14 protein-coding genes are annotated in these 25,664 nt (G+C 72.5%); 10 read left to right on the top strand and 4 right to left on the bottom strand.

What is annotated here, in order from left to right; all coding sequences use genetic code 11:
- Window positions 1-9 precede the first annotated feature (9 nt).
- The 7 genes from polA (at window position 10) to ABD811_RS24385 (ending at window position 11,884) form a co-directional block, all read left to right on the top strand.
- Entirely contained in the window at window positions 10-2,709 is a 2,700-nt protein-coding gene (gene polA / locus ABD811_RS24415) for a DNA polymerase I (protein ID WP_344952049.1), read from the top strand.
- 425 nt (window positions 2,710-3,134) lie between these two features.
- Window positions 3,135-4,253 carry a polysaccharide deacetylase family protein gene (locus ABD811_RS24410; RefSeq protein ID WP_344952046.1) on the top strand — a complete coding sequence of 373 codons (1,119 nt, stop codon included), beginning with the start codon at window positions 3,135-3,137 and terminating at the stop codon, window positions 4,251-4,253.
- Between the two features lie 243 nt (window positions 4,254-4,496).
- On the top strand, window positions 4,497-5,963 hold the full coding sequence (gene rpsA, locus ABD811_RS24405; protein ID WP_344952043.1) for a 30S ribosomal protein S1: 1,467 nt from the start codon (window positions 4,497-4,499) through the stop codon (window positions 5,961-5,963).
- Window positions 5,964-7,981: 2,018 nt separating this feature from the next.
- Window positions 7,982-9,937, top strand: a complete 1,956-nt coding sequence (locus ABD811_RS24400) for an endonuclease/exonuclease/phosphatase family protein (RefSeq protein ID WP_344952040.1) — start codon at window positions 7,982-7,984, stop codon at window positions 9,935-9,937.
- A 37-nt stretch (window positions 9,938-9,974) separates the two neighbouring features.
- Window positions 9,975-10,469 carry a GNAT family N-acetyltransferase gene (locus tag ABD811_RS24395; RefSeq protein ID WP_344952035.1) on the top strand — a complete coding sequence of 165 codons (495 nt, stop codon included), beginning with the start codon at window positions 9,975-9,977 and terminating at the stop codon, window positions 10,467-10,469.
- Between the two features lie 45 nt (window positions 10,470-10,514).
- On the top strand, window positions 10,515-11,126 hold the full coding sequence (gene coaE, locus ABD811_RS24390; RefSeq protein ID WP_344952032.1) for a dephospho-CoA kinase: 612 nt from the start codon (window positions 10,515-10,517) through the stop codon (window positions 11,124-11,126).
- 5 nt (window positions 11,127-11,131) lie between these two features.
- Entirely contained in the window at window positions 11,132-11,884 is a 753-nt protein-coding gene (locus tag ABD811_RS24385; RefSeq protein ID WP_344952029.1) for an integrase, read from the top strand.
- A 42-nt stretch (window positions 11,885-11,926) separates the two neighbouring features.
- Here ABD811_RS24385 and ABD811_RS24380 read toward each other — a convergent pair whose 3' ends face one another.
- Complete coding sequence (locus ABD811_RS24380) at window positions 11,927-17,746, bottom strand: WD40 domain-containing protein (RefSeq protein ID WP_344952026.1); 5,820 nt, start codon at window positions 17,744-17,746, stop codon at window positions 11,927-11,929.
- Window positions 17,747-17,867: 121 nt separating this feature from the next.
- Here ABD811_RS24380 and ABD811_RS24375 point away from each other — a divergent pair, with 121 nt between their 5' ends.
- Entirely contained in the window at window positions 17,868-19,100 is a 1,233-nt protein-coding gene (locus tag ABD811_RS24375) for an ArsB/NhaD family transporter (protein WP_425549456.1), read from the top strand.
- 11 nt (window positions 19,101-19,111) lie between these two features.
- Here ABD811_RS24375 and ABD811_RS24370 read toward each other — a convergent pair whose 3' ends face one another.
- From ABD811_RS24370 to ABD811_RS24360, 3 genes are read right to left on the bottom strand one after another with little or no spacing between them, the layout of a single operon-like run.
- A complete protein-coding gene (locus ABD811_RS24370) occupies window positions 19,112-19,972 on the bottom strand; it encodes an inositol monophosphatase family protein (protein WP_344952020.1) in 861 nt (286 codons plus the stop codon).
- Between the two features lie 27 nt (window positions 19,973-19,999).
- Window positions 20,000-20,836 (bottom strand): hypothetical protein, encoded by an 837-nt coding sequence (locus ABD811_RS24365; RefSeq protein ID WP_344952017.1) that lies wholly within the window; start codon window positions 20,834-20,836, stop codon window positions 20,000-20,002.
- Window positions 20,833-21,840, bottom strand: coding sequence for a hypothetical protein (locus ABD811_RS24360; RefSeq protein WP_344952014.1), 1,008 nt, complete (start codon window positions 21,838-21,840; stop codon window positions 20,833-20,835). The genes ABD811_RS24365 and ABD811_RS24360 overlap by 4 nt, the downstream gene beginning before the upstream one ends.
- Window positions 21,841-22,110: 270 nt before the next feature.
- Between ABD811_RS24360 and ABD811_RS24355 the strand changes: the two genes are divergently transcribed.
- Window positions 22,111-23,295: a sensor histidine kinase gene (locus ABD811_RS24355; protein ID WP_344952012.1), complete on the top strand. Its 1,185-nt coding sequence runs from the start codon at window positions 22,111-22,113 to the stop codon at window positions 23,293-23,295.
- Between the two features lie 117 nt (window positions 23,296-23,412).
- Complete coding sequence (gene uvrB, locus ABD811_RS24350; RefSeq protein ID WP_344952009.1) at window positions 23,413-25,530, top strand: excinuclease ABC subunit UvrB; 2,118 nt, start codon at window positions 23,413-23,415, stop codon at window positions 25,528-25,530.
- Window positions 25,531-25,664: the final 134 nt, after the last annotated feature.

Here is a 25,664-nt window from a genome sequence, read left to right as displayed (position 1 = left end):
AGTCAAGCTGTGGCGACACAAGCATCGACCCCTGACAAGCAGCACGACCGGCTCCTCCTGCTCGACGGCCACTCGCTGGCCTACCGGGCGTTCTTCGCCCTGCCGGTGGAGAACTTCAACACCACCGACGGGCAGCCCACCAACGCGGTGTACGGCTTCACCTCGATGTTGATCAACGTGCTGCGCGACGAGCAGCCCACCCACATCGCGGTGGCGTTCGACCGGTCCGAGCCCACGTTCCGGCACGAGCAGTACGTGGAGTACAAGGCGGGCCGGCAGAAGACGCCCGACGAGTTCCGCAGCCAGGTCAGCCTGATCTTCGAAGTGCTGGACGCGCTGCGCATCCCGCGGCTGTCGGTGGCCGGGTACGAGGCCGACGACATCATCGCCACGCTGGCCACCCAGGCCACCGCCGCGGGCATGCGGACGCTGGTGGTCACCGGCGACCGGGACGCCTTCCAGCTCGTCGACGAGAACGTCACGGTCCTGTACCCGGTGCGCGGGGTGTCGGAGCTGACCCGCTACGACCCGGCCGCGGTGGAGCAGCGCTACGGGGTGCCGCCCGAGCGGTACCGCGAGCTGGCCGCGCTGGTGGGGGAGAGCAGCGACAACCTGCCGGGCGTGCCCGGCGTCGGTCCCAAGACCGCGGCCAAGTGGCTCACCAAGTACGGCGACCTGGACACCCTGGTCGCGCGCGTGGACGAGATCAAGGGCAAGGCGGGCGACAGCCTGCGCGAGCACCTCGGCCAGGTGCTGCGCAACCAGCAGATCAACAAGCTCGACTGCGAGGTCGGCCTGGAGCTGACCCCGCCGCAGCTGACCATGGGCCGCTGGGACCGCGACGAGATCCACACCCTGTTCGACTCGTTGCAGTTCCGGGTGCTGCGCGAGCGGCTGTACGCCACGCTGTCGGCGGTGGAGCCCGAGGCCGACGAGGGCTTCGAGGTGGAGCTGACCGAGCTGGCGCCGGGCGCGCTGGGGTCGTGGCTGGCCGAGCACGCCTCCGGCGCCGACCGCACCGGCCTGGCGGTGTCCGGTTCGTGGGGCCGCGGCACCGGCGAGGTCACGGCGCTGGCGCTGGCGTCCCCCAAGGGCCCGGCGGTGCACCTGGACCCGGCCGAGCTGATCGAGGACGACGAGCGCGCTCTGGCCGCGTGGCTGGCCGACGCGTCCCGTCCCAAGGCGATCCACGACGCCAAGGGCCCGATGCTGGCGCTGGCCGCCCGTGGACTGTCGCTGGCCGGGGTCACCAGCGACACCGCCCTGGCCGCGTATCTGGCCCTGCCGGGGCAGCGCACGTTCGACCTGGCCGACCTGGTGCTGCGCTACCTGCACCGTGAGCTGCGCGACGAGTCCGACGACTCCGGGCAGCTGACCCTGGACGGCTCCGGTGAGGCCGAGGCCGCCCGCGACCTGGCCGTGCGCGCCCGTGCCGTCGCCGAACTCGCCGACGCCCTCGACCGCGACCTGGAGCGGCGCGGCGCCACCCGGCTGCTGCGCGAGGTCGAGCTGCCCCTGGTCGGTGTGCTGGCCGAGATGGAACGCGCGGGCATCGCCGTGGACGCCGGGCACCTGGCGGCGCTGTCGTCCTCGCTGGGCGGCCAGGTCAAGGAGGTCGAGCAGCTGGCGCACACCGCCGTCGGCCACGAGTTCAACCTGGGTTCGCCCAAGCAGGTGCAGCAGGTGCTGTTCGACGAGCTGAACCTGCCCAAGACCAAGCGCACCAAGACCGGCTACACCACCGACTCCGAGGCTCTGACGAACCTGCTGGCCAAGGAGGGGCACCCCGTCCTGGAGCACATCCTGCGCTGGCGCGAGGTGGCCAAGCTCAAGAGCATCGTCGACTCGCTGATCCCGATGGCCGACGACGCCGGGCGCATCCACACCACCTTCAACCAGATGATCGCCGCCACCGGGCGGCTGTCGTCCACCGACCCGAACCTGCAGAACATCCCGATCCGCACCGCCGAGGGCCGGCAGATCCGCGAGGCGTTCGTCGTCGGCGAGGGCTACGAGTGCCTGCTCACCGCCGACTACAGCCAGATCGAGCTGCGGATCATGGCGCACCTGTCGGAGGACGAGGCGCTGCTGGAGGCGTTCCGCCAGCGCGCCGACTTCCACACCATCACCGCCTCCCGCGTGTTCGGCCTGCCGCCCGAGGAGATCGACTCGGAGCTGCGCGCCCGGATCAAGGCGATGAACTACGGCCTGGCCTACGGCCTGTCGGCGTACGGGCTGTCGCAGCAGCTGCGCATTTCGGCCGACGAGGCCCGCGAGCTGATGGAGGAGTACTTCCAGCAGTTCGGCGGCGTCCGCGAGTACCTGCGCGAGGTGGTGGCCCGCGCCCGCCACGACGGCTACACCGAGACCATCCTCGGCCGCCGCCGCTACCTGCCCGACCTGACGTCCGACAACCGGCAGCGCCGCGAGATGGCCGAGCGCATGGCTCTCAACGCCCCGATCCAGGGCTCGGCCGCCGACATCATCAAGGTCGCCAGCCTCAACGTCGACCGCGCCCTGCGCGAGCACGGGCTGCGCTCGCGCATGCTCCTGCAGGTCCACGACGAACTGGTCTTCGAGGTCGCCGCGGGCGAGCTCGACCGCCTCCAGGAGCTCATCCGCGAGCAGATGGTCGGCGCCTACGACCTGCGCGCCCCCCTGGACGTCTCCATGGGCACCGGCCGCACCTGGCAGGACGCCGCCCACTGACCCGGCGCCCCCGCCCCGCCCCGCCCCGCTCCGTCCGCCCTGCGCGCTGAACTGCCTCGGCAGGCGAGCGCGCCCTCGACCGGGCGCAGCGGCCGGAATTCCGCCGGGACCGCCGAGTCACCCTGTGCGCCAGCCGCCCCGGCATGCCGCCCTGGCTTGCCGAGTGGTGGGAGCAGGCGAGGCGACACGCGGGGGCGGGGCGGTGATCTTCGTTGCGCTGGCGACATTTTGTGATCGGCTGACTTCGGTCGGCGATCAAGGCGGATCAGAGGGGTATTCGGGAAGGCGCGTACATCTCAGCAGGGCGGGGCCGCCGGGGCGGGCGTCAGAGTTACCGGCATGTCGGGTTGGCGGGTCTCTGTCCGTCGCGGACGGAGGAGCCGTACGCTTTCCCTGGCCGCGTTCCGTGGGCCGTTGGAGGGGTCGTGCCGCTTCTTCACAAGATCGCCGGTGTGGTGATCGTCTGTGCCGTGATCATGGGGCTCGTCCTCCCGCGGGACGAGCGCGGGTCCGAGCCGGAGCGCGAGGCGGCGCGGGCCGGGGCGCAGACCAAGTCCGAGAACGAGGCGGACAAGGACACCCCGGCGAGACCGGCGCGGCAGGGGCGCACGACGCACGCGCGGCCCTCGCCCTCGGTGACGGTGATCGCGCAGGCGCGTCCGGAGGTGGCGCGGATCCGGGCCAACGAGCTCGGGCAGATTCCGGTGCTGATGTATCACCGGATCGTAAAAAAGCCGGAAATGTCGCTTGACCGGTCCGTCCAGGAGTTCCGGGACGAGATCACGCGGCTGGCCAAGTCCGGGTACGTCCCGATCACGGCCGGCGAGTTCGCGGCGGGGCGGGTCGACGTCCCGGCCGGGCGGCATCCGGTGGTGCTGACGTTTGACGACAGCACGCCCGGGCACTTCGCGCTGGACGCCCACGGCAACCCCGCGCCCGACACCGTCGTGTCGGTCCTGACCGAGGTGGCGCGGCAGTACCCCGGGTTCCGGCCGACGGCGACGTTCTACCTGAACAAGGATCCGTTCCAGCTGGGCGATCGCACGGGCGAGGGGCTCAAGTGGCTGGTGCAGCACGGGTTCGAGCTGGGCAACCACACCCTGTCGCACAAGAACCTGGCGCAGATGTCGCAGTCCGGTGTCGAGAAGGAGATCGGCGACATCGAGGGGCAGATCGTGTCGCTGGCCGGGGTGCACACCAAGACGCTGGCCTACCCGTTCGGGTCCGAGCCGAAGAAGGCCGCCTGGGCGCAGGCCAAGACGGGCTCCTACCGGTTCAACGGGGTCTTCCTGGCCGGGTGGCGGCCGTCGGAGTCCCCGTTCAGCAGGGACTTCGACTGGCGGCGCATCCCCCGGGTGCGGTCCGAGGGCAAGATCGCCGAGGACGACTGCAAGCGCTACTGCTCCATCGCCTGGCTCGACTGGTTGGACAAAAATCCCACGGAACGGTACATCTCTGATGGGGATCCGAATACCGTTTCGTTCCCCAGGGCCGCGGAAAGCAAGCTCGCCAGCCGGTTCCGGGTGTACGCCCGCGCCTACTGAGCGCCGCTCGTCCACCCCCTCCGATTGACCCCAGGCTGTGCGTCCCATATTCTGATCGCTGCGCTGTGGGCCTGCGCGTGTCTCGGACGGAGCAGGCTCGCGCTCGGTCAGGTCGTCGACATCGGTTCGGTATCACTGACGCGGCTCGCGCCGCGTCCCTTCCGGTCCTCGGCAGGGCGGAAATGGGCCCGCCGCGCATCCGTCAGACAACTACGCATGTCCGTATCCGGAGCCAGCCGACACATGACGAGCAGCACCGAGGCGACCTCGACCACTCCGCAGGTAGCGGTCAACGACATCGGGTCCGAGGATGCCTTCCTCGCCGCGATCGACGAGACCATCAAGTACTTCAACGACGGCGACATTGTGGAGGGGACGGTCGTCAAGGTCGATCGTGACGAGGTTCTCCTCGACATCGGCTACAAGACCGAGGGCGTCATCCCCTCCCGAGAGCTGTCCATCAAGCACGACGTCGACCCCAACGAGGTCGTCGCCGTGGGCGACCACGTCGAGGCCCTCGTCCTCCAGAAGGAGGACAAGGAGGGCCGCCTGATCCTGTCCAAGAAGCGCGCCCAGTACGAGCGCGCCTGGGGCACGATCGAGAAGATCAAGGACGAGGACGGTATCGTCACCGGTACCGTCATCGAGGTCGTCAAGGGCGGTCTCATTCTCGACATCGGCCTGCGCGGGTTCCTCCCCGCCTCGCTGGTCGAGATGCGCCGGGTGCGCGACCTGCAGCCCTACGTCGGCCGCGAACTCGAAGCCAAGATCATCGAGCTGGACAAGAACCGCAACAACGTGGTCCTGTCCCGCCGCGCCTGGCTTGAGCAGACCCAGAGCGAGGTCCGCCAGACGTTCCTCAACACCCTGCAGAAGGGCCAGGTCCGCAAGGGCGTGGTCTCCTCCATCGTCAACTTCGGCGCGTTCGTCGACCTGGGCGGCGTGGACGGCCTGGTGCACGTCTCCGAGCTGTCCTGGAAGCACATCGACCACCCGTCGGAGGTCGTCGAGGTCGGCCAGGACGTCACCGTCGAGGTCCTCGACGTCGACATGGAGCGCGAGCGGGTCTCCCTGTCGCTCAAGGCGACCCAGGAGGACCCCTGGCAGCAGTTCGCCCGCACCCACCAGATCGGGCAGGTCGTGCCGGGCCGCGTCACCAAGCTGGTGCCGTTCGGCGCGTTCGTCCGCGTCGAGGAGGGCATCGAGGGCCTGGTGCACATCTCCGAGCTGGCCGAGCGCCACGTGGAGATTCCCGAGCAGGTGGTCCAGGTCGGCGACGAGATCTTCGTGAAGATCATCGACATCGACCTCGACCGGCGCCGCATCAGCCTGTCGCTCAAGCAGGCCAACGAGGGCGCCGTGGGCATCGAGGAAGAGGACTTCGACCCCACCCTCTACGGCATGCCCGCCGAGTACGACGAGCAGGGCAACTACAAGTACCCCGAGGGCTTCGACCCGGAGACCGGGGAGTGGCTGCCCGGCTACGAGCAGCAGCGGGAGACGTGGGAGCGCCAGTACGCCGAGGCGCGCGCCCGCTTCGAGGCGCACCGCCGCCAGATCGAGGAGGCCCGCAAGGCCGAGGCGGAGGCCGAGGGCGGCAGCGTCGGCGGCGACACCTCCTACTCCGGCGGTGAGAGCGAGTCCGGCGGCGCCCTGGCCACCGACGAGGCCCTCGCCGCTCTGCGCGAGAAGCTCTCGGGCGGCCAGTAGGCGGCGCCCCGTTCAGGGCCCGCACGTCGCGCCCTGAACGGCTCGTGACAGCCGGTCCGGGACGAGGTTCCAGGGGACACCCCCGGGAACCACGTCCCGGACCGACGCCTGCCTCTGCCAGCGCAGCCTGCCCTGCGGTCGGCTGCCCCGGCCAGCACGATCAGGGCCCGGCTATGGAGCCCAAAGGCCGGCTCAGGGCCACCCGTAACGCCACACGCCCTTCGCGGCACCTGCCCGTGGACGTGTGCGCAAGGAGCCTCTGAACCCCAGGTCGAGGTGCTCCGATCACCGGCGCCCTGCCCGCGCCGTGGGCCCGCCCACAGGCGGAGTCGAGGGTGTCACTCCGTTCACCCCGCTACACGTCCTCGCGGCAGCCCGCCCGTGGACGCGTCGAGGTCCGCCGACTGAAACCGTCGGCTCAAATCGCCTCGAACGCCCCGCCACGCGTGCCTGGCTCCCGCCTCCTGCTGATGTCTCGCAGAAGCTGCGGAATCAGCCTAGGGACCCCTGGGGCTCATCGGGTTGGCGTCGCTGCACGTATCGTCGCGTCGCCATGCCGGTGGACGTGACACACGTCGCCGGCCAGCACCCCCCCGGCTCAACTGCCTCGAGCACTCGCACTGTGCGTGCATGGCTGGCGGTTCCCCCGCGGGTGACCGCTCGTAGACGCTTCGGAATCCGGCTAGGGAACCGAGGTCCTCACGAGGCCGCCGTCACCCGCTGCACGCGTCCTCGCCATGCCGATGGACGGGTGCCCCTGGCTGCAGTTCTCTTGACCGCTCGCACTATGCACGCCGGGATCGCCGTGGCTGCGGCTGATGTCTCGGGTTCGGGTTGCAGGCGTCCGGTTAGCTTGCGGGTGCAGGGGGCTGCCGTCACGTGCTGCATGCGTCTTGCGGCGTGCCGGCGGACGTGTTGCTGGGGCGGTGCCCGGTACCTGCTGGCTCGCTGTGCGCGCTGTGACTGCCTGGTTCGCCGTTCGCTGCGGGCGATGGGCGTACGTGCTGTCGGCATCCGGCCAGGGGTTGCTGGGGGTTTAGGAACGCCGTCATTTGCCGCATGTGTGCTTGTCGCGGCTCGCCCGTGGGTGTGCTGCCCGGGGTGCTCACTGGAACCGCTGGTGTGTGCTGGCTTTCCTGTGGGAGATGGCGCGTCGGTGCTTGCTGGCATCGAATTGGCTTCTGGGCTCAGGGGCGTCATGTGGCTGCCTTGTGGCGGTTCACCCGTAGGTGATGGTGGGCGCTGGCTGGAACTCCTGGTGCGCACCGGCTCGCTTGTTCGCGTCGTGCGCGCGTGGTTCGCCGTTGTCTGCGGGTGATGGCGCGTCGGTTCTGTCAGCGTTCCGGGCTCAAGGGGTTGCCGTCTCTTGCTGCACGAGTCCTTGCGGTGGCATGCCGGGGGACGGGGGGCGGAGGCGCTGCTTGGAGCTGCTGGTACCTGCTGGTTCGCCTGTTCGCGTTGTGCGTGCCTGGTTCGCCGTTGTCTGCGGGGGATGGTGCATACGTGCTGTCGGGTGGTTGTTGAAACGGCTGGTGTGTGATGGCTCTCATGTGTGTGGTGGCGCGTTGGTGCTGTCGGCATGGGCTGCTGGGGCCTCAGGGGGCCGTTGTGCGCTGGGTGTGGCCACGTGGGGCTGCTCCGTGGATGTTGTTGCGGGGTAGCCGGTGGGTTTTTTAGGCAGGCTGTTTGGGATGCCGTCGTGTACGTGCGGCTGCTTTCTTGGAGGGGCTGCTGTTGGTGTGTTTGTGCTGGAGGTTGTTCCAGGTGGGCGCTCGGTTTGGGGTGGCTGTGGCCGTCGCGCTCCGGGAGGGGCGGGGTGGGCGGTGTGGTGAATTTTGGGGAGTCGTAGCGGCGCGGGGCGGTCGGCGGGTCATAGGATCAACGGCCGGAGGTGCGGTTCGTGGATCGGCCTTCGGCCGTGATCCTTGTGGCGCCCGCCGGACCCCTCCGGTCCCCGTCGGCGGCCCGCCCGCTCGTCCCGCCCGTTTCCTGCTCGTCCCCGGGGAGCACACGTTCAATTGGCCAGCACAGAGGTAGGCACCCGGACCGGCGGCCCCGCGCAGGCCGGTCCCTCGATCGTCCCGCAGGGTCCGGCGCGGCTGGTGCTGATCGCCGTCACCGTCGCCGTGCTCGCGCAGACCCTGCGCTTCTCGCTGCCCCAGTTCGACCACTTCGCCGACTCCGCCGGCGCCGGCGTGGCCGGTGCGGCCGTGCTGGCGGTGTTCCTGGCGGGGTTCGCCGGGCCGCTGGTGCGCCGGGCCGCCGGGCCGCGCGGGCTGCTGCTGGCCGGGGTCGGCGGGCTGCTGGCGGTGCGGCTGGTCGCCGAGGCGATCGAGCCGCGCACGTGGCTGGCGTTCGTCGGCACCGCGATCGGCATGGTCGCGGTGGCGGCGTTGTACGAGGGGGCGCGCGGCCTGTCCGGTGTGGGATTCGCCACGGCCACGGTCGCGGGCCTGTCGGCCGACACCGCGGTGCGCATGGCGTTCGGCACCTGGGACCCGGTGTGGCGTCCCGGGGTGTGGCCGTGGCTGCCGTGCCTGGCGTTCGTGGGCCTGGGCGCCTACGCGCTGTACCGGGAACTGGCGTCCGGGCCGGTGGAGGCGCCGGGCATCTCCTGGCGGGACGCGCTGGGCGCCTCGGCGATCGGGCCGTTCCTGGCCCTGCAGACGCTGGTGCTGTCCAGCCCGGCGTTCGTGGCGTCGTCCGGGTGGCGGTCGCTGACCGTCGCGCACGTGGTGGTCGTCGTCGGGCAGGGGCTGGCGCTGGCGTTCCTGGCGTCGGGCCTGGCGGTGCGGGCGGTGCCGGGCGGCGTGTGCGTGCTGGGCGGCACCCTGCTGGGCGTCGGCGCGGGCGCGGTCGCCGGCACGTACGCGGTCAGCGGCATCGAGGTGGTGCCGGTGGTGATCGTCGGGCAGGTGCTGTCGGCGTGGCTGCTGGCGGTGGCGTGCCGCGCGCCGCTGCGCCGCGCCGGGACGGGCGGCCCGGTGTGGCGGATCGACGTGGGCGCCGCGCTCGGCGGGTTCCTCGTCGCGCTGATCCTCATCCCGTACCAGGTCAGCGCGATCGAGCCGCTGCCGGTGCCCAACAACGTGCTGCCCGGCCTGGCGGGGATCCTGCTGGGCGCGCTGGCGGCGATCGCGGCCGCGCGGGGCGGTCCGCTGCCGGCGCGGGCGCCGGTGCGGGCGCTGACCGCGGGGGCCGCCGCGCTGGTGCTGCTGCTCGGCACGCTGATCTACACGTTCACCACCCCGAACCGGGAGGCCGGCGCGGCGGCCCGGCCGGCCGGGCAGGTGCGGGTGCTGACCTACAACATCCACGACGCGGTCGACCAGGACGGCCGTCTCGACCCCGAGGGCATCGCGCGGGAGATCGAGCGGCAGCGCGTCGACGTGGTGCTGCTGCAGGAGGCCGGACGCGGGTCGCTGCTGTCGGGCACCACCGACGTGGGGGTGTGGCTGTCGCGCCGCCTCGGGATGAAGCTGCTGTGGGGGCCGGCCGCCGACGGGCAGTTCGGCAACGCGATCCTGACGTCGCTGCCGGTGCGCAGCTCGGGCACCGCGCGGATGGCCAAGGCCGACTGGTCGCAGATCCGCGGGTACGTGTGGGCGCGGCTGGCGGTAGGCGGCACGACGATGGACGTGTGGTCCACGCACCTGGAGGGCGGCGCCGACCAGGACGCCGAACGGGTCCGCGAGGTCGCCACGCTGCTGCGGGCGTGGGGCGGCGCCCCCCGCACGATCATCGGCGGGGACTTCAACGGCGGGCCGGGCAGCCCGGCGATCAGCAGGATGCTGGACGGCACCGAACTGCGCAGCGCCGCGTTCGGCGGCGACCCGTCGCCGACCACGGCGCGCGGCGAGCGGGTCGACTGGGTCTTCGGCACCGACGACCTGACGTTCTCCGACTACCAGGTGGTGCGGTCGCGGGCGTCGGACCACTATCCCGTCGTGGTGACCGTCCGGATCGGGCGGTGAGCCGGACAGCGTCCCGCGCCCCCGCTAGGGTCGGCCCATGGACGAGCCGCAGGTCGTGATCGAGCGGGCCGGGCCCGCGGACGCCGGGGAGATCCTCACCGTGCAGCGCGCGGCCTACCTCGCCGAGGCGCAGCTGTACGGCGACCCGTTCATCCCCCCGCTGGTGGAGTCGCTGGAGCAGCTGCGCGCGGTGCTCGGCGGTGACGCGGTGGTGCTGAAGGCGGTGGCCGGGCACCGCCTGGTGGGGGCGGTGCGGGCGCAGTTCAGCGAGCACACCTGCCTGATCGGGCGGCTGGTCGTCGCGCCGGACGCGCAGGGCCGCGGGATCGGCGGGCGGCTGCTGGCGGCGCTGGAGGAGCGGGTCGCGGGCCGCGCCGACGCGTGCGTGCTGTTCACCGGCCATCTCAGCGAGGGCAACCTGCGGCTGTACCGGCGGGTCGGCTACAGGGAGACGCACCGCGAGCGCGTCGCGGCCCATCTGACGCTGGTGCACATGCGCAAGGACCTGGTGCCCGCGACGGCCGCCGGCTGACCCCGCTCCCTGGGCCGCTGATCGAGCGGTCGTTAGGGTGGGGGCGTGCTGAAGGTGGGACTGACCGGCGGGATCGGATCGGGCAAGAGCGAGGTGTCGGCGCGGCTCGCCGCGCACGGCGCGATGATCATCGACGCGGACCGGATCGCCCGGGAGGTGGTCGAGCCCGGCACCCCCGGGCTGGCGGCGGTGGTGGAGGAGTTCGGCGCGCAGGTGCTGCGGCCGGACGGCGCGCTGGACCGCGAGCGGCTGGGCTCGATCGTGTTCTCCGACGCGGACCGGCTGGCCGCGCTGAACGCGATCGTCCATCCCCTGGTGGGGGAGCGGGTGGCGGAGCTGATGGAGACCGCCCCCGAGGACGCCGTGGTGGTGTACGACGTGCCGTTGCTGGCCGAGAACGGCCTGGCGGGCATGTACGACGTGGTGGTGGTCGTGGACGCCCCCGTGGAGACGCAGATCCGGCGGCTGGTGGAACGCCGCGGGATGACCGAGGAGGAGGCGCGGGCGCGGATCGCCGCCCAGGCCACCCGTGAGCAGCGTCGCGCGCTCGCCCACCGCGTCATCGACAATTCCGGGAGCCTGGACGAGCTGCGGACCCAGGCCGACGCGCTGTGGGACGAGCTGACCCGCCGCGCCCACGCCGCCCCGGCGGGGTGAGCGCGATGCGGGTCTCGTGGGCGACCGACCAGGGCAGCCCCGCACGGCGCAATGAGGACTTCGTGGCCGCCGCCCCGGGCGCGGTGGTGGTGCTGGACGGCTGCGGCCTTCCCCTGGGCACCGACCTGGGGTGCGTGCACGGCACCGCCTGGTACGCCCGTTCGCTGGGCACGCGGCTGCTGGCCCGCCTGCTGGACGGGGTGAACGAGGCGCCGCAGGCCGGGCCGCCGGTCGGCCCGCCGGAGGGGGCGCACCGTCCCGCGGGCAGGCCGCTGGTGGGGCGCCTGGCCGGGGCGATCGCCGACGTGGCGGCGTCGCACCGCGCCACCTGCGATCTTCGTCATCCGGCCACGCCCGCGGCGACCGTGCTGGCGCTGCGGGTGCGCGGAGACCTCCTGGACTATCTGGTGCTCGCCGACTCGACCCTTCTGCTGGACGGCCCAGACGGCCTTCAGACAGTCACAGGCGGCCATGTGTACGCCGCCGCGGACCCGGCGGCCGCCGGGCACGCCATCACCGGCACGGTGCCGCTGAGGGACGTACGGCGGGTGCTGCTGCTGACCGACGGCGCCACCCGCCTGGCCGACCTGTTCGGCGTCACCGGCTGGGCCGGGCTCGTGGAGATCGTCGAGGGGCAGGGCCCGGCGGCGCTGGTCGCCCGGACCCGGGAGGTGGAGCACACCGATCCCCGGGCCGTCCGCTGGCCGCGCAGCAAGCCGCACGACGACGCCACGGTCGCCTACTGCACGTTCCGGTAAGGGGACCTGGACCCCGTCGCGGGCCCCGGGCCCGTGGCGGGGTCAGAACTCCGCGTCCAGGGGGATCTGGCGGACCTCGGGGAGGTAGGCGTCGAGCTCCCCCGGCTCGAAGCGGCACATGCCGACGGCGTACCAGAACTCCGAGGTGGCGTCGCCCTCCCACTTGTAGCGGCCGGACGGCGTCAGGGCGGCCCATCCGGCGGGCAGCCCCAGCAGGGTCGCGCGGCGGGCCGGTGCGGCGGGGTCGGACACGTCCCACAGGATGATGGCGCCGTCGTCGCCCGCGCTGGCCAGCAGGGTGCCGTCGGGGGAGAACGACAGTGACCACACACGCCGGGTGTGGCCGGTGAGGGTGTGCAGGGTGCGTCCGTCACGCGGGTCCCACAGCCGCACCACCAGATCGTCTCCGGCGGTGGCCAGGAGGGTTCCGCCGGGGTGGAAGGCGGCGGACCACAGCCGTCCGGTGTGGCCGGTGAGGACGCGGCGGGCCTGGCCCGAGCGCGGGTCCCACAGCCAGGCGGCGCCGTCGTTGCCGGCGCTGACGAGGGTGTCGCCGGTGGCGTCGAACTGCACCCGGTAGACGCGGTCGGTGTGGCCGCGCAGCGTGGTGACGCATTCGCCGGTGCGGGCGTCCCAGAGGCGGACGAGGCTGTCGTCGCAGCCGGTGGCGACCAGGCGGCCGTCGGGGGAGAAGTCGATCGAGCGCACCCGGCCGCGGTGGTCGGCCAGGTTGACGGTCTCGCGGCCGGTGGTCCAGTACCACAGGCGTACGCTGTCGTCGTCGTTGGCGGTGGCCAGCACGTCCCCGTCTGGGCTGAACGCCTGCGCCCACACGTGGTCGGTCTCGGCGTTGAGTTCGCGTTCGAACACCCCCGTGCCGGCCTGCCACAGGTGGACGCCGCCGTCGTTGGTGGCGGTGGCCAGTTGCGTCCCGGCGGGGTTGAACGCGGCGGAGGTGAGGTTGTCGGCGGCGCCGCGCAGCTCCCGCACCAGGCGTCCGGTGCGCGGCTCCCACAGCCGTACCAGGCCGTCGTTGCCGCTGGAGGCCAGCAGACCGCCGTCGGGGGAGAAGCACACGCCGGTGACGCGGCGGCCGTGTCCGCGCAGCACGACCCTGCACTGCCCCGTCTCGGCGTCCCACAGGCGGGCGGTGCCGTCGTTGCTGCTGGTGGCGAGCTGGGATCCGTCGGGACGGAACGCGAACGGCCACACCGCCCCGCGGTGCCCGGCCAGTTCCACGCGCAGCTGCCCGGTGTCGGGGTCCCAGAGGCGTACGGCCCCGGCGCTGTCGGCGGTGGCCAGGCGTCCCCCGTCGGGGCTGAAGGTCGCCTGGTAGATGGCGCCGCCGTGGCCGGTGAGGGTGCGGTGGTGGCGTCCGTTCCGCCACAGCCGTACGGAACGGTCGGTGTCGCCGGTCACCATCAGGTCGCCGTCGGGGTGGAACGCGACGGCGTAGACGCGGCCCGTGTGGCCCACCAGTTCGTGCTGGATCTCCCCGGTGTGGATGTCCCACAGCCGGACCACGCCCGCTTCGTCGCCCGCCGCCAGGAGTGAGCCCCCCGGGTGGAACACCGCCCGGTAGACGGCGCCACGGTGGCCGGTGAGCGTGCGTTGCAGTTCCCCTGTCGTCAGGTCCCAGACGCGCAGGACGCCCCCCGCGTCGCCCGTCACCATCACGGTTCCGGTGGGGTCGAACACCGCGGTGTAGACGGGCGCGGTGTGGCCGGGCAGCTCGTGGCGTTTCTCGCCGGTGGCGCAGTCCCACAGGCGGATGGTGCCGTCGGCCGCCCCCGCCGCCAGGAGCACGCCCCGGTAGGGGCCGTCGGCGCCGGGACGGGGCGGGCCGACGACGACGGGCCACACCCCTTCCGGGTGCACGGTGAGCGTGTGCGCGCAGTGCCCCGTGGCGAGGTCCCACAGCCGTACGGAGCCGTCGGCCGAGCCGGTGGCCAGCAGGTTGCCGGTGGCGTCGAACGCGACCGCGTAGGTGCGGTCGCGGTGGCCCATGAGCGTGCGCAGGGGCGTGCCCGTCACCGCGTCGCACACCAGCACGCCGCCGTCCTCGCCCCCCACCGCCAGGATCGACCCGCCGGGGCTGTAGGCCAGCGGCTGCGGCAGCCTGCTGGTGGCGAAGTGGAACCCGTAGGGAACGCCGATCCCGGCGGGGGCGACCTGCAGGTCGACGGGGCGGCCCGGGGCGATGGCGGCCTCGCGCAGCTCGGGCGCCGACGCGACGCGTTCGGGCAGGGCCGCGTCGATGAGGGCGGCACGCGTCCAGCGGCTGCCGTCCACGGCCACGTCCCGCAGGTCGGCGCGGGCCAGCCGCGCCCGCGACAGGTCCGCGCCGCGCAGGTCCGCGCCGGTCAGCCGCGCCTCATCGAGCCGCGCCCCGGCCAGCGAGGCGTCCCGCAGCACCGCGCGCGACAGGTCGGCGCCGACCAGCTGCGCGTCGGTCAGATCCGCGCCGGTCAGGTCGACGCCCTGGAAGTCGCGGTAGGACAGGTCCTCGCCCGCCAGGCGGGCGCCGCGCAGGTCGGTGCGCGCGGACGTGCGCAGCCTGGTGGTGATCTTGATGGCGTTGGAGCGGGCCACGTCGTCGGCGTCGGCGTCCGCCAGCACCCCGACCGCCCACTCCTGGCACGCGCGCGTGTCGGCCAGGTCGCACAGGAAGTCGACGGTCAGCTGCGACAGCGCGCGGGTGACAAGCGCGCGCGGGGCCGCACCGCGGGCGAACTCGTCCGCGATGTGCCGGGCGACGAGCCACTCCACCACGGAGCCGTGGATGAAACCGAACAGGCCCTCATCGGTGCGCACGAGCAGGCTCCCCGCCCCGACCGCGTGCGTCACCTGGTGCGGCGACAGGCGCCCGTCGGTGAGACCGGTGAGCGTGTCGGACACGTCGGCGAGTTCCGCCAGGCGCAGGAACGACTCGTTGCTCTCCCACAGCCGCAGCGCGAGCGTCCCCACCGCCTGCCACATGGCCTCGGTGGTGAGCCCGGCCGGGCCCCCGGTGTGGCGGACCCGGTCGGCCTCGTACGACAGCCACGACGACAGGATCTCCCGGTACAGGTCCGCGGGGCTGACGGTGTGGCGGGCGTGCGCGACCGCCCGCAGCCGCTCCTCGGGCAGGTCGGCGATGAAGCTCAGCATGCGCGGATTGCTGGTCAGGCCCAGCAGTTCCTCCAGGCCCGACAGGATCCGCAGCCGCTCGTCGGCCACGCGTTCGTCGCCGTAGCGGTTGACCAGGTACGCGCGGACCTGCGAAGGGGTGAAGTCCTCCAGGCTCAGCACCCGGCGGTGCGGCAGCACCCCCACCTTCTCGCCCAGCGCGGTGAGCACCTGCGCCTGCGACTTGAAGTGCTGCGTGCGGCTCGCCACCACGATCTTCGCCTTGTCCTGGGCGGCCTGCAGCAGCGTGTCCAGGTGGTCGGCGGCCTGGTCGTAGGTGACGCGGGTGACCAGCTCGTCGAACCCGTCGAACAGCAGCACGATGCGGCCCTGCCGCAGCATGTAGTGGAACGCCTTGAGGTCGATCAGCTCCTCGCCGTGGTTGGCCAGGTGCGCGGCGACCAGGCCGTCCACCGAGTGCGCCTTGTCCAGCGCGCGCAGCTCGATGAGGATCGGGATGACGTGCGGCAGCTCCTCGGGGATGCGGCGGGCCAGCTCCCGCAACGCGAACGTCTTGCCGCGCCCGAAGTCGCCGAGCAGCAGCAGGAACCGGCCGTGGTCGGCGGCCAGCAGGCGCAGCATCTCCTCCACGACGTCGTCGCGCACGTCGTTGCCGGCGGCGTCCGGAGGCAGCCGGTCCAGCTCGCGGTAGCGCTGCGGCACGTACAGGGACGGCGGGTACAGGCCGCCGGACGACAACCGCGCCGTCTGGCCCGCCACGTATTCCGACAGGTCCAGCAGCCCCTGGAACTCGGTGAGGCTGCGCACCCGGATGCCGCGGCGCAGCGCGTCCTCGCGCAGTGACCGGGGCGGGGGCGGCCCCACGTAGACCAGCTCCGAGCCGTGGTCGGATCCGTCGGCGTGGACGTGCCGGACGAACGCGTCCACGTCCGCCTCCGTCACCTGCCCCACGTGCGCGCCGATGCGGTACTGGCGGACGAAGCCGTCCTCCAGGTGGGTGAGCAGCAGGTGCGGCGCGTCCGTGCCCCCGTCCGGGCGGGGCGCGGGCACCACGCGGCGTATCTGGGCGCGTTCGAACCGGGTCTCGCAGGCTTCGGCGATGCGGTCCAGCAGCCGCGCCGTGGGATCGGGCGTGGTGTCGGCGCGTTCGTCGCCGTGGGCCCGCTCGATCCGCAGAGTGGGGGCGGGCGGCGTGAGCTGCTCGCGCGGCGGGGGGAACGTCCGGTCGACGCGGGCCCAGGACCGTTCCAGCCGTTCGGGGCCGCGTCGCTCCGCCTGGTCGGGGATCCAGCGTTCCAGGCCGTCGCGCCGTAGGACGATGGTCTGGTGGCGGCCGGGGCCGAGGGCGGGCACGACGGGCGCCTCGGACGGCATCAGCGGTATCGCGCCCAGTTCCGAGGGCGTCCCCTGGAAGAACAGGTTGACGTGGGCGCCCAGCAGGGAGTCGACGGTGCCCGGGTCGCGCAGCGCGTCCCGCTCCCCGGCGACGGGGCTGTGCGCGACGGCTCCCAGGCGCAGCCAGCCCTCGTCCTCGAAATGCCGCAGCCGTTCGGTGAACCAGGCGGCCTGCGCGCGCCCCACCTCCCCGTAGCGGTCCTCCGGGCGGTGGGTGAGCGGCAACGTCGAGTTGAGCCCGGCCACGACCACCTTCAGGTCGTTGACGGGGAACAGCGTCCAAGGCTGGGCGCTGTCGAAGATGAGGCTGTCCAGCCCCTGGTAGAACTCCTTGAACAACCCCGCGAAGTGCCGCCACTTGGGCCAGTACGGCGGCTGCGGCTCGATGTCGTCGGCCTCGCAACTGGAGAAGTACGCCTGGCACGCCGCCCGGGTGACGTCGTGGGGGCCGGGCACGACCACCACCCGCTGCGCCTCCAGGCCCAGCAGCGCCCGCAGGCTGGTCAGGAACGACAACGCCTCGGCGAACTCCTTGCGGCTGCCCGAGTGGGTCAGGTCGCCCGTCACCACCAGCAGGTCGGGTCGCGGCACGCCCGCGTCGGCCAGCCGCGTCACATCGCTCCAGATGCGGTCCTGCAGCTCGGTGGCGGTGGTGGGCTCGTCCGGCTCGGCGAGGGTGCGTCCGAACCGGGGCCCGGACACGTGCAGCACGCTCAGATGCTCACGCGGCCCCGTGTCGCCGGCCCCGCCCGGGAACACGGGGGCCACGACGGGCGTACGGCGCACCGCGCGCTCCCCCGTGGGCTCGGGCAGCGCCCGGCCGGCGGATTGCGCGGAAGTCTCTGGGAGCGCCCCCGGCGCTCCGGGGAAGACCGGGCCGGAGTTCGGCCGCGCGTGCCCGGCCAGCGCCTCCTGGATGCGTTGCATCAGCAGCGCGCGCGCTTGCGCGGGATCCTCCACCCCCACCAGGTCCACGTAGGTGATGGTCGACAGCAGCCCGTCGATGTCGCAGTCCTCGATGCGCACCGTGACGAGCTTGCGCGCGGGGTCGTCGGGGTCGGCGCGCAACGCCGTCATCCACTCCAACCGCCCGTACCGCGACCGCAGGTAGTTGCGCGACAGCACCGCGATGACCGCCTTGGCCTCCGACAGGCCGCGGTCCATGAAGTCGATGAAGTTGGTGCCGGGGACGAAGTCCCACGCCTGCATCATCGTGCGGTGCCCGGCCGTCTCCAGCTGCCAGGCGATCCACGCCGCCCAGCGCTCGTCGGCAGGGGAGTAACTGATGAAGAAGTCAGTCGGGCGATCCTGCCCGGACGAGCCGGAAGGGGGTGTCATGCGGTCAGTATCGCGCGCGCGAACCGGCCCGCGCATCGCCGAAACGCCCGCGCCGTAAGGGCTGCGGCCCCTGGGAGCCCGGTCACCGGGGGAGGCGGGGCGGAGCGCACCGTGTGGGATCATGGCGGCCGTGGCCCCACCCAGCCAGACCATCAGGCGCGCTCTGGGCGCTCTCAGCGTGCTCGACTGGATCCGGATCGGCCTGCTGCTGCTGGGGCTGGTCTTCGTGGTGACCGGCCTGCTGCCCAGCGCTGACGCCCGCGCCAGCCTCGAACGCATCGCCCCCCTGCTGCTGTTCCTGTTCAGCGTCATCGTCCTGGCGGAACTGACCAAGGAGGCGGGGGTCTTCGACGCCATCGCCCAGGGCATGGCGCGGCTGGGGCGCGGCGCGTACCCGGCGCTGTTCCTGCTGTGCGTCGCGTTCGCCTCGACCACCACCGTGTTCCTCAACCTGGACACCACCGCGGTGCTGCTCACCCCCGTCATGCTGGCGCTGGCCGCCAACGCGCGCATCGCGGCGCTGCCGCTGGCGATGACGACGGTGTGGCTGGCCAACACCGCCAGCCTGCTGCTGCCGGTGTCCAACCTGACGAACCTGCTGGCGGCCGACCGCGTCGCCCTGGAGACCCCCGAGTTCGCCGCCCGCATGTGGGCCCCGCAACTGGCCGCGCTGGCGGTGACGATGACGCTGCTGTGGGTGTTCTACTGGCGGCGCCGGATGCGGGGCGCCGACCGTTACGAACCGCCCCCGCCCGCCCCCGTGCGCGACCGGGCGCTGTTCGTGTCGACGGGTGGGGCCTGCCTGCTGTTCATCGGCGCCATCCTCGCGGGGGTGCACACCGGGATCGCGCTGGGCCTGGCCGCGACCGCCGCCGCCGTGGTCGCCGTGGTGGCGTTCGCCGTCCGTGCCCCCAGGGCGTTGCGCCCGTCCCTGATCCCCTGGCAGCTGATGGTGTTCGTCACCGGGCTGTTCCTGGTCGAGCCGACGCTGGAGCGGTACGGGCTGGACGAGGTGATGCGCGGGCTCGTCGGCGCCGACGACGGACTGGGCGGCGCGCTGCGGGCGGCCTTCGCCGGCGGCGGCCTGGCCAACGTCATCAACAACCTGCCCGCCTACGTGGCGGGCGAGTCGGCCGTCCCGGTGGCCAACCACGACCAGCTGCTGGCCCTGCTGATCGGCACCAACGTCGGCCCCGTCATCACGCCGTGGGGGTCGCTGGCGACGCTGCTGTGGTTCGAGTGGTGCCGCCGCTGGGACGTGCGGGTGCCGATGCTGAAGTTCGTGGCGACCGGCGCGCTGCTGGCGGTGCTGGGGTGCGCCGCCTCCGTGAGCGTCCTGCTGCTCACGGAGTGAGCCCTAAGGGGTCACAGGCGCAGGCCGTTCACGGCGGTGGCGGCGGCGGTGGTCTCCAGGAGACGGTCCAGGAGGTTCGGACGGGCCGCCACGAAGCCGCGCTCCTCCGCGGGCAGGTCGATGTCGAGCTCGTAGGGGGAGCCGTCCAGGCCGCGCAGTTCCGCGCCCGCCTCGGCGGCCAGCAGCGCACCGGCGGGAAGGTCGACGATCTCGGGCCGGTAGCCGACGATGCCGTCGATGTCGCCGCGGGCCAGCATCACCCACGCCACCAGCGGCGCCCACAACTGCAGCAGGCGCCCGCACCCGGCCTCCAGCGACGTGCGGAGACTCAACGCGACCGGATCGCCCCGCCCCACGTCGTGGCCCTGCGTCCAGGCCAGGACGGGATGCTCGACACGCCCCGGGCCGTCCAGGCGCAGCCGTGCACCGTCCGGCCCGTGGGTGCCCTGGCCGCGCGCCGCCGACCACGTGCGCGCCGTGACGGGATCGTGGACGACCCCCAGCACCGGAACCGACCCCGCGCACAGGGCCAGCCCCACCGCGTACACGGGCATGCCGATCGCGACGTTGTTCGTGCCGTCCAGCGGGTCCACCAGCCACACCATGCCGTCACCGCCCTCCAGGACGCCGGACTCCTCGGCGATGATGCGGTGGCCCGGGTAGACGGCCCGCAGCCTGCGCAGGATCAGCTCCTCGGCCGCGGTGTCCAGGTCCGTGACCACGTCACCGTGGTCGCCCTTCGCGCGCACCCGCAGGGGCTCGCACGTGCGCGCGCGCAGCAGCGCCCCCGCCGCCTCGGCGGCGTCTATGGCGACCCGACGCGCCTGGACGAGATCGACCGGATCGGCCTGGGACGGGGTACGGGGTCTCATCGGGCCTCTCCAATCGGCGGGCGGACGCTAGGGGCGCCCCGAGCGGCGCAGTGCCGGGGTGTCATCGGGCCCCGGACGGGGCGGGGCGGGTTCGGAGGACGACTGGCGTGCGGCGCCGGCGCCGGTGCCCCCCGGACGGGCGGGGTCGGCTGACGGGGCCGGGACGGAACGCGGCGGCAGCGAGTACTCGGCGGCGATGCGCTGCGCCGAACGCAGGGCGGCGCGGGCGGCCTCGTCCGGATCGCAGTTCATCCGCCGCACCTGGTGCGTGGGGGTGTCGAGCGGGCCCAGGGACAGGTCGCCCCCGTCCGCGGTCTGCCGGCCCAGCGCCACCGTGGCGGCGTCAGGCTCGTCCTCGATGAAGGTGCTGTGGAACGCCCCCGCGGGCAGGCTGTAGGTCTCGCCGGTACGGTGCGTGGCGGCGTCGCCGGGGGAGTACCGGACGGTGCGGCCGGTGGCGCGCAGCTCGTCCACGGCCCCGCGGCTCAGCACCTCGAACACCCGGTGCGTGGCCGGGCCCTCCTCGACGACGCGCGCCCGCATGTTCCGCACCTTTCCGTACAGGACGAAGCTCACCAGGTCCCAGCTGTGGCAGTGCACCAGCGACGTGGTCGACGGCGCGGGCGCGACCTGCGGGGACCAGATGTGCAGGCACACCCCCAGCTCACCGCGCCGCTCCACGGGCAGGCACAGGAAGCCCAGGGGATGCCGCACCGGGGCGATGGGGGACCGCCCCCACGCGACGTCCGCCAGGACGTCACGCGCCCACGCGGGCAGCGACCCCGCCGCGGTGCCCGCGGCGATCTCGCCGTAGACGGCGCCGTAGACGCCGCCGTTCAGGTCCGGGAAGCGCATCACCGTCACTCGTAGGGGTCCTTGGCGCGCAGCGCCTTGCGGATGATCTCGATGACGTCGCGGTCGGTGTAGGAGCCCGGCAACTCGATCCCGGTGACCTCGAACAGCTTGCGCGCCTCCTCGACGGTCGGCTCGTCGTCCAGCGGCGCCAGCCGGGCCTGCTCGACCGGCACCCGGCGCGCCTGGTCGAGGCTGGTCTGCAGCTCGGCGGCGCACCAGGCGTAGAAGAACTTGCCGCTGTCGACCACCAGCGCCTCGCCGCGCGGATCGTCCCGCGTGATCACCAGGCGGGACGCGGCCAGGTCGTAGCGCAGCGTCGTCATCGTCTGCGACAGGCCGATGTCGATGTCGAGCATGTTGAAGCGCTGCTTGTGCCAGCAGGCCGCCAGGATCGTGGCGTAGGCCTCCTTGCGGGTGCGGTCCAGCGTCCACGGTTCGCCCGTGGCGTCCGGCCGGTCCGACACCGACCGGCGGTGCCGCGCGTAGGACTCGCACACGGTCACGTTGGTGGGGTCGATGATCTCCAGCCGCACCAGCAGGGTGCGGCGCTCGCGCCGGGCCGCGCCGACGCACTCCGGCAGGGTCCGCGCCCGGATGTAGGTGCCGGTGCCGCCCTTGAAGAACCAGCGGTCGGTGTCGCGGCGGGCCTCGGCGAGTACCTGCCCCACCTGCGCCCCGTCGATGACCCGCACCACCGCGGTCTCGTCCAGCGCGCGCTTGGTGTCGGACATCACGCCCTCGAAGCGCTCGATCTGCGCCAGCCGCTCGCTCAGCCCCTCCAGCGTGGTCGAGGACGACCGCAGCGTGTCACGGACCTCGGCCTCCACCGGCACGCGGCGGGCGCGGTCGCGCAGCACCGAGGTGGCCAGCAGGCCGATCACCGCGAGGATCGCGCTGTTGGTCACCTCGTCCGGCACCCGCACCCCGAGGCCGATCACGGCGACGGCGACGGCCAGCACCAGGGCGATGAGGGCGTCGGCGTTCTTCCCGAGCCAAAGCGCGAATCGCGTCATCGCAGCACATTTTCCCGTCCATCGGCGGCGCCGTCATCGTAACCACAGCGCCACATCCGGGCCACCGTCCCCGGCGTGCGATACATGTGCCCGTACCTGTGCGGTGGTGACGGCGCGCGGGGCGGCCACTCGGGGCCGTCGGAAAAGCGCATTTCGGATCGTCTGTACAAGGAGGCCGCCCGTTACGGATGTACCGCGACATGCGCTGCGGTGCCGCCGAAACGTCGTAAACGGAACGGGTCTGATCGACCCGGGCTATAGGCTCGTCCCATGCGAATTCGGGGCTGGTGGGAGGGCTTTCGGGGGTGGTGGTCGGAGCTGTGGCCGACCCGCCGATCCCAGGCGCTCGACCTGTCCCTCGCCATCGCGCTCGCCGCCGTCGACGGGGTCCTCCTCTGGTTCACCCCCCAGGACTTCTGGCTTCCGCCCCCCGCCGTGTCGCTGTGCAGCGTGGTGCTGGCCCTCGGGCTGGTGGTGCGGCGCCGCCACCCGGTCGCCCTGGCGCTGTTCGCCGTCACCTTCGGGACGGTCATGGGTGCGGGCGCCTTCGCCACGGCCGTGATCCTCTACTCGCTGGGCGCCTACACCGCGTCACGGCGCACCGTGCTCACCATCGCGGCGCTGGGCTTCGCCGCCTTCCTGCTGGAACCGGGCCCCACCGCCAACAAGGACCCCTTCATCGGGCAGGTCCTGGCGGGCGTCACGTTCATCTTCTCCCCGGTGCTGCTGGGCCTCTACATGGGCGCCCGCAAGCAACTGTTCGCCTCCCTGAAGGAACGCGCCGAACGCCTGGAACTGGAGCAGCACCTGCTCGCCGAACGCGCGCGCACGGAGGAACGCACCCGCATCGCCCGTGAGATGCACGACGTCGTCGCGAACCGCGTCAGCGTCATGGTGGTGCACGCGGGGGCGCTCAAGGCCGTCGCCACGCGCGACCCCGCGCGGGCGGCCGAGACGGCGGCGGTCATCGGCGACATGGGACGGCAGGCCCTGGAGGAGCTGCGCCAGGTCATCGGCGTGCTGCGGCAGGGCGAGGACGCGCTGGCCCAGACCTCCCCGACCCTGGCCGACGTGCGCGACCTGATCGACCAGTCCGGCGCGGCCGGCCTGCGCGTGGACCTGCGGGTCCGGGGCGAGGAGCAGCCCATGCCCCCGGCGGTCAGCCGCGCGGTGTACCGGCTCGTCCAGGAGGCCCTGACCAACGTCCACAAGCACGCGGGCGACGCCGACACCAGCGTCGAGCTGCGGCTGCGGCCCGAGGCCGTCGAGGTCGAGGTGACCAACGCCCCGCCGCGCGCGACGCCCGCCCACGGCCTGCCCAGCGGCGGCAACGGCCTGGTGGGGCTGCGCGAGCGGGTCACCGCCCTCGGCGGGGTGTTCACCGCCGGGCAGTGCGACGGCGGCGGCTTCCGCGTCCGCGCCCACCTGCCGCTCCCGGCCTCATCCCCGAGCTGATCATCGTCGGCGACCTGGGGAAACGTCCTTCGGTACGAGATTGTCGGACCCGCTGCATAGAGTGGGGAACGGCGGATCGCCCCGGTCCGCCGGATGCCCGGTACGGGGGGAGTCGAAATGCGGCCGATCACCGATCTGCAGCGCAAGGTGGCGCCGTTCGAGGTCGTCACGGAGATGACGCCGTCCGGGGACCAGCCCGAGGCGATCAGGGAGCTGGCGCGGCGGGTGGAACGCGGCGACAAGGACATCGTGCTGCTCGGCGCCACCGGCACCGGCAAGACCGCCACGATCGCCTGGCTGATCGAGAAGCTGCAGCGCCCCGTCCTGGTGATGCAGCCCAACAAGACGCTGGCCGCGCAGTTCGCCAACGAGCTGCGGGAGATGCTGCCGAACAACGCGGTCGAGTACTTCGTGTCGTACTACGACTACTACCAGCCCGAGGCGTACATCCCGCAGACCGACACCTACATCGAGAAGGACTCCTCGATCAACGACGAGGTCGACCGGCTGCGCCACTCGGCCACCACCTCGCTGCTGACCCGCCGCGACACCGTCGTGGTCGCCTCGGTGTCGTGCATCTACGGCCTGGGCACCCCGCAGGAGTACGTCGACCGGATGGTCCCGCTGCGCGTCGGCGACGAGATCGAGCGCGACGAGCTGCTGCGCAGGCTGGTCGGGATGCAGTACTCCCGCAACGACCTGTCGTTCACCCGCGGCACGTTCCGGGTCCGCGGCGACACCGTCGAGATCATCCCGCAGTACGAGGAGCTCGCCGTTCGCATCGAGATGTTCGGCGACGAGATCGAGAAGCTGGCCACCCTGCACCCGCTCACCGGCGAGGTCCTGTCGGAGGACGAGGAGGTCTACGTCTTCCCCGCCTCCCACTACGTCGCCGGGCCCGAGCGCATGGAGCGCGCCATCCGCGACATCGAGGCCGAACTGGAGGAGCGCCTGGCCGAGCTGGAACGGCAGGGCAAGATGCTGGAGGCGCAGCGGCTGCGCATGCGCACCACCTACGACATCGAGATGATGCGCCAGGTCGGCACCTGCTCGGGCATCGAGAACTACTCCCGGCACATCGACGGCCGCCCCGCCGGGTCGGCGCCCAACACCCTGCTGGACTTCTTCCCCGAGGACTTCCTGCTGGTCATCGACGAGTCCCACCAGACCGTCCCGCAGATCGGCGCCATGTACGAGGGCGACGCCTCCCGCAAGCGGATGCTGGTCGAGCACGGGTTCCGCCTGCCGTCGGCCATGGACAACCGCCCGCTGAAGTGGGAGGAGTTCCTGGAGCGCATCGGGCAGACCGTCTACCTGTCGGCCACCCCCGGCCCCTACGAGATGGACCGCGTCCAGGGCGACGTGGTCGAGCAGGTCATCCGCCCCACCGGCCTGGTCGACCCGGAGATCGTGGTCAAGCCCACCAAGGGCCAGATCGACGACCTGGTGCACGAGATCCGCGAACGCGCCGCCCGCGACGAGCGGGTCCTGGTCACCACGCTGACCAAGAAGATGGCCGAGGACCTCACCGACTACCTGCTGGAGCTCGGCATCCAGGTGCGCTACCTGCACAGCGAGGTCGACACGCTGCGCCGCATCGAGCTGCTGCGCGAGCTGCGCTCCGGCGAGTTCGACGTGCTGGTCGGCATCAACCTGCTGCGCGAGGGCCTGGACCTGCCCGAGGTTTCGCTGGTGGCGATCCTGGACGCCGACAAGGAGGGCTTCCTGCGCTCGGAGACCTCCCTGATCCAGACGATCGGCCGCGCCGCCCGCAACGTGTCCGGGCAGGTGCACATGTACGCCGACACCGTCACCCCGTCCATGCAGCGGGCCATCGAGGAGACCAACCGGCGCCGCGCCAAGCAGCAGGCCTACAACGCCGAGCACGGCATCGAACCGCGCGCGCTGCGCAAGCGGATCGCCGACATCCTCGACTCCCTGGCCCGCGAGGACGCCGACACCCAGACCCTCATCGGCGGCGCGGGCCGCCAGCAGAGCCGCGGCAAGGCCCCCGTCCCCGGCCTGGCCTCCCGCACCCGGGAGGCGGGCCGTCACGCCGCCGACCTGGTCGGCGAACGCCCCCGCGAGGAGCTGGAGTCGCTCATCGAGGAGATGACCGCCCAGATGCACCAGGCCGCCGCCGACCTGCAGTTCGAGCTCGCCGCCCGCCTCCGCGACGAGATCAAGGAACTGAAGCGCGAGCTGCGCGAGATGAAGGAGGCCGGCGTCCGCTGACCCCCTGCCGGCGTCCGCTGCCCCTGCCGGGGCCGGTGGGTGGCCGTCGGCGGTCTTTCTCTGGCGCATGACCGGCGGCCTGGCCGGCCCCTGTGCTCACTGCCGCGACCTTACAGCGTCAAGGGCGGGGCCGG

This window comes from Actinomadura miaoliensis (assembly GCF_039536785.1).
GTDB lineage: Bacteria > Actinomycetota > Actinomycetes > Streptosporangiales > Streptosporangiaceae > Spirillospora > Spirillospora miaoliensis.
The sequence above is the reverse complement of the archived record's forward strand: the minus strand, read 5'-3'. Positions and strand labels throughout refer to the sequence as shown.